The organism is Corynebacterium sp. HMSC076D02, assembly GCF_001813815.1.
GTDB classification, from domain to species: domain Bacteria; phylum Actinomycetota; class Actinomycetes; order Mycobacteriales; family Mycobacteriaceae; genus Corynebacterium; species Corynebacterium simulans.
This window is the reverse complement of record NZ_KV814043.1, coordinates 472994-484388: the sequence shown is the minus strand read 5'-3', so window position 1 is coordinate 484388 and position 11395 is coordinate 472994. Positions and strand designations below refer to the sequence as shown.

Annotated in this window: 10 protein-coding genes and 1 pseudogene; 8 read left to right on the top strand and 3 right to left on the bottom strand. The window is 61.3% G+C overall.

Going from position 1 to position 11395, the window contains the following annotated elements:
- Nucleotides 1-24: 24 nt before the first annotated feature.
- Complete coding sequence (locus HMPREF2935_RS04585) at nt 25-984, bottom strand: MFS transporter (RefSeq protein WP_083313169.1); 960 nt, start codon at nt 982-984, stop codon at nt 25-27.
- Nucleotides 985-1230: 246 nt separating this feature from the next.
- On the opposite strand from HMPREF2935_RS04585, the gene HMPREF2935_RS13530 reads away from it, so the two are divergent.
- From HMPREF2935_RS13530 to nagE, 5 genes are all read left to right on the top strand, one after another.
- Nucleotides 1231-1446, top strand: coding sequence for a hypothetical protein (locus tag HMPREF2935_RS13530; protein ID WP_235590986.1), 216 nt, complete (start codon nt 1231-1233; stop codon nt 1444-1446).
- Complete coding sequence (locus HMPREF2935_RS04580; protein WP_235590987.1) at nt 1425-2108, top strand: alpha/beta hydrolase family protein; 684 nt, start codon at nt 1425-1427, stop codon at nt 2106-2108. Before HMPREF2935_RS13530 ends, HMPREF2935_RS04580 begins: the two co-directional genes overlap by 22 nt.
- A 177-nt stretch (nt 2109-2285) precedes the next feature.
- On the top strand, nt 2286-3443 hold the full coding sequence (locus tag HMPREF2935_RS04575) for an N-acetylglucosamine-6-phosphate deacetylase (RefSeq protein ID WP_070732117.1): 1158 nt from the start codon (nt 2286-2288) through the stop codon (nt 3441-3443).
- A 19-nt stretch (nt 3444-3462) separates the two neighbouring features.
- The gene (gene nagB / locus HMPREF2935_RS04570) at nt 3463-4242 is read left to right on the top strand and encodes a glucosamine-6-phosphate deaminase (protein ID WP_046647861.1); all 780 of its coding nucleotides are present in this window, start codon (nt 3463-3465) and stop codon (nt 4240-4242) included.
- 42 nt (nt 4243-4284) lie between these two features.
- Nucleotides 4285-6408 carry an N-acetylglucosamine-specific PTS transporter subunit IIBC gene (gene nagE, locus HMPREF2935_RS04565; protein ID WP_049146090.1) on the top strand — a complete coding sequence of 708 codons (2124 nt, stop codon included), beginning with the start codon at nt 4285-4287 and terminating at the stop codon, nt 6406-6408.
- 140 nt (nt 6409-6548) lie between these two features.
- Here the strand turns inward: nagE and HMPREF2935_RS04560 are convergent, their stop codons facing one another.
- Nucleotides 6549-8198: an AMP-binding protein gene (locus HMPREF2935_RS04560; protein WP_049146091.1), complete on the bottom strand. Its 1650-nt coding sequence runs from the start codon at nt 8196-8198 to the stop codon at nt 6549-6551.
- A gap of 232 nt (nt 8199-8430) precedes the next feature.
- On the opposite strand from HMPREF2935_RS04560, the gene HMPREF2935_RS04555 reads away from it, so the two are divergent.
- From HMPREF2935_RS04555 to HMPREF2935_RS04545, 3 genes are all read left to right on the top strand, one after another.
- Nucleotides 8431-9243: a GDSL-type esterase/lipase family protein gene (locus HMPREF2935_RS04555; protein ID WP_061920250.1), complete on the top strand. Its 813-nt coding sequence runs from the start codon at nt 8431-8433 to the stop codon at nt 9241-9243.
- A gap of 110 nt (nt 9244-9353) precedes the next feature.
- Nucleotides 9354-10469 carry an S-(hydroxymethyl)mycothiol dehydrogenase gene (locus tag HMPREF2935_RS04550; RefSeq protein WP_070732115.1) on the top strand — a complete coding sequence of 372 codons (1116 nt, stop codon included), beginning with the start codon at nt 9354-9356 and terminating at the stop codon, nt 10467-10469.
- 19 nt (nt 10470-10488) lie between these two features.
- Nucleotides 10489-11109, top strand: a complete 621-nt coding sequence (locus HMPREF2935_RS04545) for an MBL fold metallo-hydrolase (protein WP_070732113.1) — start codon at nt 10489-10491, stop codon at nt 11107-11109.
- A 27-nt stretch (nt 11110-11136) separates the two neighbouring features.
- Here HMPREF2935_RS04545 and HMPREF2935_RS04540 read toward each other — a convergent pair.
- Nucleotides 11137-11395, bottom strand: a pseudogene (locus HMPREF2935_RS04540) (glucose-1-phosphate thymidylyltransferase); the annotation flags it as partial.

Sequence of the window (11395 nt, the reverse complement as noted above, 5' to 3'; positions counted from 1 at the left end):
TATCAGGTGTCTACCAAACAGGGGTCAGGTCCAACATGGGATGCAGAGCCACAATGAGGGAAATAGTCCAGGTAAAGCTATGAAACACCCCATAGCGAATCCTGCCCCGGCCAGGACTTTCCCAGCGTTCTGTGAGTGAAGGCGAGCTGAAAGCCGTGCGCCAAAGATGCGGCCCACGATAAATGCTTGGGCAATGATGGCATATAACGTACCGCTGACGTGGAGGGTCTGTGTCGCATAGAAGACAAGCGAAACGTTGAAAACCGAGGTGCAGATAATTGCTCCCCAAATGCTGGTTAACGCGGACCGAGCGCTTCTATTCTTCAGCAAAAGGGAAGGTGCTTCGAGGACCTTCTGGAGAAAACTCGGTGAAGAATCTTTGGTTTCTGAATGAAGCAGTGTTTTCGGGGGCGAGGATTTATAAAGGAAATAAAAAGCAAGTAGCGAGACTCCAACGGCGCAAGCTTCAACGAAGAGCGCTGTCTGCAGGTTTCTTTGGTCCAGTAGTAATCCACCTAGAGGTGGTCCAAGGAATCCACTGCCAAGTCGGGCTGTGTCCAAGAGGGAGAAGGCTTTCGCCTGCTGTCCTTCGCCGACCTGAGAGTCAGCGATGGTGAAAATGGATGGAATTGACAGTCCGCTTAAGCATGCGGTGACGAGATTTCCGACAATGAGGATCAATGGCTCTGGATAGGCTGCCATTGATAACAGGCCCAGAAGATCTAAGAAGAGTGCAGCAAGCGCAATGTGATAGCTGTTGAATTTGTTGAAGAGTGGGGCCAGAAAGGGGACTGCAAAAACTTGAGCGCAAGTACCCGAGATGAAGATGCTTGCCACCAACAGTTCGCCTTTGTTGAGTTCGGCGAAGTGGAGTGAAATCGAGAGGCTGGTCATTGACCCGCACACTGACAATAAAAAATATGTGGCGGTCAAGGTGTAGATAGATGAAAGTCCTTCGTCACCACTGTTTCTAGGGGGATGCATTTAGGCTGCAACTGTTTCGTTGCCCTGGCCGCTGAACGGACCTGAACCTCCTACTGTGACTACTTCGGAAAGCGTTTCGGAGGTAAGCATTATTTCTCCCATATGTGATGACGATTACATACAACAAGGTAATGATGTGAGTCTCTCATTTCAAGGGCGTAGCGGAGGCAGCTCTTGCACTGTGTACAGGAAAAAGTAGTGCTAGCGCTAGTGACCTTCGCTCTCGTGCGAAACACAATACAGAGCATGAAAAAGCTTGTGGTTGGCATGATTGCCGTGGTGGCCGTGATTGTGGTGGCGTTTGTAGGGTTTGTGGGATTCATGCAGTGGGTGGACGCAGACAGCGTGACCGGTGATGACGGCGTGGCTGCCGGATATAGCGCTGAGACAGGTGGCCCGCTGGAAGCGTCGTTTGCGGGCGAGGGCCGCACGAGGTCGACGTGCGGCGTGATGGCGACGTGACCATCGCGGCACCGACAGGCGCGGGACCGTTTCCGGCGGCGGTCATGGCTAATGGCACGAACACGCCGCTGAGCAGCTACCTGCCCGTGGCGGAGCACCTGGCTAGTTGGGGCTTCGTGGTTGTCGGCGATGAGACTCCCCACACAGGTACAGGAGAGAATGTCGTGCACTTGATTGAGCGCTTGCCGGAACTGGATTCTCGTGCGGACCGATCACGAGTCGGCATTTTTGGCCACTCACAGGGTGGTGCGGGTGCCATCAACGCTGCGGCCCACACGGAGGTAGCAGCTGTGTATGCGGCGAGCCCGGCCTCCCACAAAGTGGCACAGTCCAATGACTGGGACTACAACACGGCTGACGTAGAGGAACCGCTATTCCTGATGACGAGCGATGGCCGTTCGGACCGCTGGCTTGTTAGTCCGTGGTCAGACTTGCAGGAGAACTTTGAATCAGCTGGTGGTCCGGCAATCATTGCCCGCCGCCTGGGCGCGGACCACAAGGACGTTCTAGAGTTCGGGGACAGTTACGCCACCGCGTGGTTCCGCTACATTCTTGCTGATGATCCTGATGCGAGAGATGTGTTCGTTGGCACCTCACCAGCGGGCGCCGGTGAGCTAGCGAGCAACGCGCTTTGGGACCGAGTGGTCACCCGCGGCTGGTAGCTCGCCGGGCCTTTCGACATTCCGCGCGGTGCACCTAACGCGCTAAAAGCCATCTGCGCTCACACACCCCCTTCGGAGGAAGTGTGGTTCACAAAAATTGGTAGCCCTGATAAATTTCAAGTGAATTGTCAACCGGGCTGCGCCACGTCAGCCCGTACAAGCGGGACCGAATGAACCATGCAGACAAAGGAGAAAGGCCACGTCGAGGGCCTCTATATTGATGAAAACTTCGAGCTGCGCGCTGGGGCCGTCACGTTCGGGGAGAGTATTGAGGGCATAGTGCTTGGCGACGTCCCCCAAGCCGAGGCTGCCTGGCGCGCCGGGGACTCGGATGCGTTGCTGTGGGTGCCCGGCTTCGTGGACCTACACAACCACGGCGGCAACGGCGGGGGATTCCCCAACGGCGACTACGAGCAGTGCCTAGCCGCCGCCCGCTTCCACCGCGCGCACGGCACAACGACACTGCTGGCCAGCTTGGTCTCCGGCACGCAAGAAGAACTCTGCGCCCGGGCGGAGCTTTTAGCCCAGCTGGCTGAAGAAGGCGAGATCGCCGGAATCCACATGGAGGGCCCCTTCATCGCTGCGGCCAAATGCGGCGCACAGGACCCATCGCGCATCGTGCCCGGTGACCCGGACTTCTTCCGCGCGGTCATCGCCGCGGCCCGCGGCCACCTGCGTTCGATTACCTTCGCGCCGGAAACGGAGAACGTCGACAAGCTGCTCGACGTCTGCGCGGAGCATGGCATCATCGCCAGCCTGGGCCACACCGAGGCCGATTATGACACCACGCTGAGCGTTATCGCCAAGGCTAAGGAGCTCGGCCTGACCGTGACTGGAACGCACCTCTTTAATGGCATGCTTTCTATTCACCACCGCGCGCCGGGCCCGGTAGCGGCTTTGCTCACCGCAGCGAAGGCGGGGGATGTGTCCGTCGAGCTCATCGCAGATGGTGTGCATCTTGTTGACGGCGCCGTGGACATGGCTCACAGTCACCGCGCCTTCGCCATCACTGATGCCATGGCGGCGGCCGGCATGGCCGACGGTGACTATGAGCTGGGTTCGCTGCCTGTCACCGTGAGCGGGGGAGTCGCGCGCGTGCCCAGCGGTGCTATCGCGGGCGGCACCTCTACATTGTCCCAGCAATTCGCCAGCTTCGCCGAGCGCCATGGTCTGGGCGAGGCGGTGCGTTTTACCTCCACCACGGCAGCCGACGTGTTGGGGGAGACGAATCTAGGCCGCATCGCGGTTGGCGCGCGCGCCAACCTGGTTGGCCTTAACTCTCACTACCAACCGGTGCGCGTCATCGTCGACGGCGCGGACATCCCACTCTCTTAAACACACAGGAAGGCATCTCATGGAAATCCTCATCCGCTCCACGCCGGCCGAAGTGGCCGTGGAGGCCGCTGACATCTTCGCGCACTACGCCAACGCCGGCGCCACCTTGGGCCTGGCCACAGGATCGACCCCGGTAGCGATGTACAAGGAGCTCATTACGCGCCATGAGCGCGGCGAGGTGAGCTTTGCCCGCAGCCGCGCATTCCTGCTTGATGAATACATCGGGCTGGAGCGTACCCACGAGCAGTCCTACTATTCCACCATCCGCCGCGAATTCACCAGCCACGTGGATTTCGATGATGACCTGGTAAAAAGCCCCGCTGGTGACTCCGATGACCCCGCCACCGCCGCGGCCACCTATGACAAGGCCATCCGTGATGCCGGCGGCGTGGACATCCAGCTGCTGGGCATCGGGGCCAACGGGCACGTCGGCTTCAACGAGCCGTCGAGCTCCCTGCAATCACGCACCCGCATCAAGACGCTGCACCCGCAAACCGTGCAGGACAATGCCCGCTTCTTTGACAACGAAGACGAGGTCCCGCGCCACGTGCTGACCCAAGGATTGGGCACCATCAGTGAGGCCCGCCACCTGCTCTTGTTGGCCACTGGCAGCAACAAGGCCAGCGCGGTCCACGCCATGGTGGAAGGCCCGCTCTCCGCGCACTGCCCCGCGTCGATCCTGCAGTGGCACCAGCGCGCCACGGTGATCCTCGATGAAGCCGCCGCCTCCCAGCTGGAGGACCGCGAGTACTACGTTTTCGCGGACAAGCACCGTCCGCACCGCCCACTCTTTTCCTAAAAACTCCATCTAATTCCTTACTAGTGTGAAAGGACTCCTCGCATGAAAATCGATGTCATGGGGCCGCTGCAGCGGCTCGGAAAAGCCCTCATGGGCGCTGTGGCGGTGCTGCCCGTCGCGGCGATCCTCAGTGGCGTTGGATACTGGATTTCCAGCGCGGCTGGCCCGGATAACCTCGCCGCCCAGCTGCTGATCAGCTCCGGCGATGCGGTCCTGGCCAACCTGGGCTGGATCTTCGCCATCGCCATTGCCTTCGGCCTGGCCAAGGATTCCAACGGTGCCGCGGCACTCTCTGGCTTCCTGGCCTTCGCCACGTTTATGAAACTGCTCGGCCCCGAGGCCGTGGCCGGCTACCGCGGCATCGAAGACCCCACCGCGCTGACCGGCGATGAGGCTCTGGAATGGGCCTCGGAAGGCTGGAACGCCGTGGGCGGTGGTAACGTCCTCTTCGGCATCCTCGCCGGCGTCATGGCGGCCTGGGTATATAACCGCTTCCACGGCACCAAGCTGCCGGACTTCCTGGCCTTCTTCTCAGGTCGGCGCCTCGTGCCGATTCTTACCGCCGTCATCGCCATAGTGATTTCCGGCATCCTCTACTTCGTGTGGCCGTTCATCTACAACGCGCTCTTTAACTTCGGTACCTCCATCCAGGGCCTGGGCGCGGCGGGCGCCGGCATCTACGGTGTGGCCAACCGTCTGCTCATCCCGACCGGCCTGCACCACGCGCTGAACTCCGTCTTCTGGTTCGATGTCATCGGCATCAATGACATCGGCAACTTCCAGGCCGGCCAGAAGACCATCGAGGCAGCCGCGGCCGCCACCTCCGCCGCCGATTGCCCGGGCATCTGGGCCAACGGCCAGTGCACGGTCGAGGGCGTCGTCGGCCGCTACCAGGCGGGCTTCTTCCCGGTCATGATGTTCGGCCTGCCGGGCGCGGCACTTGCCATGTACCTGCGAGCGGATAAGAGCAAGCGCAAGGTCGTTGGTTCCCTGATGGCCGCAGGTGCTTTGGCCTCCTTCTTCACCGGCGTGACCGAGCCGCTAGAGTTCTCCTTCATGTTCGTCGCCCCGCTGCTCTACGTGGTGCACGCGTTGCTTATGGGCCTGTCCGTCTTCATCGCTTCCACTATGGAGTGGACCGCCGGCTTCGGTTTCTCGGCCGGTTTCGTGGACATGTTGCTCTCCTCGCAGAACCCGCTGGCCAACAAGTGGTACATGCTGCTGGTCATGGGTGTGGGCTTCTTCGCCCTGTACTTCGTCATCTTCTACTTCCTTATCGGCTGGCTCAACCTCAAGACCCCGGGCCGCGGTGAGGACGATGCGGTAGCAGACCCCATGGAGGATTCCGCTACCGGCGATGACAAGACTGCTCGTGATGCCGCGCGCATCATCGAGGGCCTCGGCGGCAAGGACAACATTGACTCACTGGACTACTGCACCACGCGCCTGCGCGTGGGCGTGAAGGAGCGCGGGCTTGTCGACGACTCCGTGATCAAACGCGCCGCCGTCTCCGGCGTCATCCACCCCTCGGAGAAGAGCGTCCAGGTCATCGTAGGCCCGGCCGTGCAATTCATGTATGACGAGGTCAGCCACCAGCTGCGCCACGGTTCTCCGGTCCTCGCCACGGCGGGTGCTGCGAGCGCCGCAGGCGCTGGAGCCAGCGCCGCTTCCGCTCAGAGCACCAGCGGTGATGCCGTTGACGTGGACGTGCGTGCCCCGTTCGCCGGTGACGTCGTCGCGCTCTCCCAGGTCCCGGATGCGTCCTTTGCACAGGGCATGGTGGGCGAAGGCTTCGCTGTGATGCCCGATGCCGTCGATGCCTTCGACGTCTGCGCCCCGGTCGACGGCACCATCACCATGGTCTTCAAGACGCGCCACGCCTTCGGCATGAAGACCGCGGATGGGCTGGACCTGCTCATTCACATCGGCATCGACACGGTGGAGCTCAAGGGCGAAGGTTTCACGGCCCTGGCCAAGAAGGGCGATACAGTCACCGCCGGCACACCGATCATCGCGGTGGAGGCGCAGAAGCTGCGCGAGCGCGGCGTCAACCTCATCACCCCGGTGGTGTGCCCGACGGCCAAGCAGGTCGCCGGAGTCGACATCGCTCGCGAGGGCCATGCCCTGCCAGGCGAAGTCGCAGCAACCGTCAAGCGCAGCAGCTAGCCGGCTGGATTAAATCCCAGACACAAAAACTGCCCGAGTTGCCAAAACAACGTTGTTCCCTGCGGTTAGGAGCGAAGGTTTTGGCAACTCGGGCAGTTTTGGCTCGGAGGGTTCTACGTCTTGAGAGGAATAGGCGTGGGTTAGTCGGTGCCGTGCAGCAGGCGCGGCACCACCTTGCCCGTGGCATTGCGCGGGAGTTTGTCCAGGAAGTGGACATCGCGCGGCACGGAGTGGTCCGCCAGGTTCTCGCGGACCCAGGCACGGATGGCGTCGGCAGTCACGGCGTTGCCTAGGGCGTCCCGCGTGGTCACCGCCCACACGGCGATGCGCTGGAAGGTGGTTTCATCCTCCACGCCACCGGCATGCACCTCCGCGATGCCCGGCATGGCCTCGAGCACCTCCGTCACCGACTGCGGGTGCACGTTCTCGCCGCCGACGATGATCATGTCATCGGCGCGGCCCACCACATGCAGGTAGCCCTCGGGGTCGATATAGCCCAAGTCCCCGATGGAAATGAGGCCATCGACCTTGTGGAGTGGGATCTTCGGATTGGTATAACCAATGAGCGCGGTGGAATTGGTCAGGTAGATCTCGCCGACCTCGCCGCGCGGAACCTCATTGCCCTCCTCATCGAGGATGCGCAGCTTAGTGCCGGAGGCAATCTTGCCGCCGATGGTCGGGTCTTTAGCCACCTCTTCCATGCTGGCCGTCGACGCCAGCGCCAGCTCCGTGGAGCCATAGACGTTGCAGAGAATCGGGCCGAAGCGCTCGTGGGTTTCCTTCACGATCTCCGGGGTCAGCGCATGCCCGGCGGAGGCAATGAACTTCAGCGAAGAGGTGTCATACGCCGAATCCGGGTCAACCTCAACCATCTGGCGGAAGAAGACGGGGGAGGAAAGCAGACCATCGAGCTGGTAGCGCTGGATGTCATCGAGCGCGGCCGCCGGGTCGAAGACGCGACGGGTCACGATGGTATTGCGCAGTCCCAGCGCGATATTGAGGCAGGCCCAGCCCCACGTGTGGAAGATGGATGCGGTCATCTGCACCTTCTGGTTGGCACGCCAGGGGATGTTTTCCACGATGGATGCCAGCACGACCGGCAGCGTCGGCTCCGGGCGCATGATGCCCTTGGGGATGCCGGTGGTGCCAGAAGACATCAGCACGATGTGCCCGTGCTTCGGATACTTTGGCAAGCGGATGTCGCGCACTGCTTCGGCGTGCTTGACGATGCCGTCTAGCGTCGGCAGCCCGAAATGTTCCGCGCCCGAGTCGTGCCCGATAATAACGGCGATCCTCTCGTGATAGGCGGGATCGAGGCGGTCGATGAATTCGTCGTCGATGACGAGCACGTTGATGTTGTTTTCCTCGATGCAGCCTGCGAGCTGCTCTGGGGAAGAACCGACGTTGAGCAGGAAGATATGCGCGCCCGCGTATCCCTTGGCACCTAATGGGGTGATGATGCCGCGGCCGTTGCGGGCCATCACGCCGAGGCGGATTTCTGGCAGATCGAGGCTGCGTAGGTGCTTGGCCAGGGTCTGTGCGTTGTCGCGCAGTTGGCGGTAGGTAAGGGTGCCGTCGTCGTCGATTAGCGCGAGGCGCTCTGGGCAGGTGATATAGCCCTGCTCGAGCTCGCGGGCAGTGGTAAAGCGGTAGCGGCTTAAGATGGGGCCGGCCTTGAGTAGCGGGGTAATGCCATCACGGTGGGTGATGATGCCGGACTTAAAAAGCTGCGGGATAAAGCGGCTCAGGGCAGCGGTGTGGAAGGTTAAATCAGAGAAATTAAAAGGCATGTTGAGTAAAAGTCCTACGTCAATAAGAGAAAGCTAGCGCGACAGTTAGGCTACCGGCTTGTTAATCGTGTGGGCTGCACAGGCTGTTGCACGGCTCGGAAGATTGTTACTAATGTTACAGAAGTTGCCCCTGTGGACTATAGTATATTTTTGTCATAGAACATATATTGATTCTGAACGGACCGTCCAGGTTGGGCTAAAATGATGGGCAGCAAAATTTGAGAGGAAATCCATGAACCTGAAAAAGAAGGTAATGGCAGCTTTTGCTGCGACCTGCATCGCGGTAGGCCTGGGCACGGCACCTCAAGCGGTGGCAGCCGATGTAAATCTGGTGGCTTTTGGTGATTCCGTGTTGGCCGACCCAGACGCGGGTGCTTATCTCACCGCGCGCCTGAGCTCCCAGAGTGCTGGCGGCGTGAATTGTCCGCAGTCTAATAACTATGCCCGCCGCACTGGCGCGAAGCTGGGCCTGCCGGTCGCGGACTTTTCTTGCTCCGGCGCTGTTTCCTTCTCGCGCGGCCCGCAGATGTTCGCCCAGGTTGATCGCGCGATCCAGACCGGCGCGTTGAGCCCAAATACCCGCCGCGTTCTCTACACCACGGGCTTTAATGACACGTATAACAACCCAGGCATGAGCGAGGGCGAGCTGCGCCGCCGCTTCGTGGATGCGAACGCTCCGCTCATCGGCCGCATCCGTGCTGCGGCGCCAAATGCACGCATTCAGATCGTCGGGTATCCCACCATCGGCTCTGCTGGTAGCTACTGCCTGCTGCACGTGGGTCCGGCACCGCTCGATCACACTTTCTTGCCGAATGTGCAGGCTTGGGAAAATGCTTCCCAATGGATGCAGGTGGACTTGGCCGCTCGTACCGGGACCGAGTTCCTCGACCTGAAGCCGAGCACCCGCGATAACGGCATGTGTGCCACCGCAGATCGCCGCATGTGGGCTGGCCTGGTTGACTTCACTGCTGGCGACGGCAACCTGCCGCTTCACGTAAATGCGCGCGGCCACGAGCATGCGGCAAACGTTATTGCTGGCTCTTAATTTCTAATTTTCGGCGTGCGCTGGGGCGACCCGCGCACGCTTTCGCATATCTGCTGAAATGAATTTTCATTAGTTCGGCCTTGCTGGAAATCCGTGTACGCTGGGGCCGCATGAGCAACAACACTGTTAAAGCCGTAATTGCCCGCTCCAAGGGAGCACCGGTCGAGACCGTCAACATCGTGATCCCTGAGCCAGGCGCAAACGACGTCATCGTCAAGGTGCAGGCCTGCGGAGTCTGCCACACGGACCTGGCTTATCGCGACGGCGATATCGAGGACGCCTTCCCATTTCTGCTTGGCCATGAAGCCGCGGGCGTCGTCGAGCGCGTAGGCTCCGCCGTTACCCACGTTGCCGAGGGCGACTTCGTCATTCTTAACTGGCGCGCAGTCTGTGGCGAGTGCCGCGCCTGCAAGAAGGGCGAGCCAAAGTACTGCTTTAATACCCACAACGCCTCCACCAAGATGTACCTGGCCGAAGATGATAAGGACGCAGGCGCCGAGTTGACCCCGGCCCTGGGCATCGGCTCCTTCGCGGAGAAGACCCTCGTCCACGAGGGTCAGTGCACCAAGGTGGATCCGGAGGAGGATCCAGCGGCGGCGGGACTTTTGGGCTGTGGCATCATGGCTGGTTTGGGTGCGGCCGTCAACACTGCGGAAATCCAGCTCGGCGAGTCCGTGTCCGTCTTTGGTTGCGGCGGCGTCGGCACCGCAGCCATCGCCGGCGCGAAGCTGGCGGGCGCGGCCAAGATCATCGCCGTCGACATCGACGAGGCAAAGCTCGAGACCGCGCGTGAATTCGGCGCCACCGATGTCGTCAACTCCAAGGACATGAGTGAGGATGAGGTCATCGAGGCCGTACGCCAGCTAACCGGCGGCTTCGGCACCGACGTTTCCATCGACGCCGTGGGCATCCAGCCGACTTGGCGCCAGGCCTTCTACTCCCGCGACCATGCCGGCCGCATGGTGATGGTGGGCGTGCCTAACCTCACCGACCACGTCGATATCCCAGCAATCGACCTCTACGGCCGCGGCGGTTCCATCAAGCCGGCGTGGTACGGCGACTGTTTGCCAGAGCGCGACTTCCCTGCATATGTGGCATTGCACCGCAACGGCCAGTTCCCGCTGGATAAGTTCGTATCCGAGCGCAACTCCTTGGATGAGGTCGAAGATTCCTTCGCCACCATGAAGTCCGGCAAGGTGCTGCGCTCCGTCGTTGAATTCGCATAGATTAGGAGAACTAAAGCCAATGCAGATCGACAAGGCCGTAACCAAAGGCAAGTTCCGCCTAGACGGCGGAGAGTGGGACGTGGACAATAACGTCTACGTCGTAGGCGATGCTTCGGGTGTGTACGTCGTGGACCCTTCCCACGACTTGGATGCGGTGGCCGAGCTCGTGGGTGATCGCCCGGTCAGGGGCATCCTGCTCACCCACGCGCACAACGATCACTGCGACTTGGCGCCGGCGGCCGCCGAGCGCTTTGGCGCCGAGGTCTACCTCCACCCAGATGACCAGATGCTGTGGGAAGAATCCAACGGCGGCGCCGCGTTCCACCCGCTGGAGGATAACCAGCAGTTCCAGGTCAGCGGCGAAGACATTACCGTCTTCCATACGCCGGGCCACTCGCCGGGCTGCGTGGTGCTTCACCTGCCGAGCGAGGGCGTGCTGCTTTCCGGCGATACGCTCTTCAACGGCGGCCCTGGTGCCACCGGCCGCAAGTACTCCGACTTTGACGTCATCATCGAATCCCTGCGCAACGTGGTCTTCGACCTGCCCGCCGAGACCCGCGTGCTGCCGGGCCACGGTGATGAGACCACCGTGGGCGCAGAGGCCGCGCGCATCGACGAATACGTCGCCCGCGGTTACTAAACCCGGCTGATTATTAAAACCGCCTGATTAATCCTCGCGCGCCGAGGCCAGCAGGTAGGAGCCGTAGCCGGACTTCATCAGCGGCTCTGCCAGCGCGGCCAAGGCCGGGCGGGAGATGAAACCTTCCCGGTAGGCCGCCACCTCCGGCGAGCCGATGACGGTGCCGGTGCGCTTTTGCATCACCTCGACGTAGGCGGAGGCCTCGCTCATCGAGTCCACCGTTCCGGTATCGAGCCACACGTCGCCGCGCTGCATGCGCTGCACCCGTAGCTTGCCGCGGCGCAGG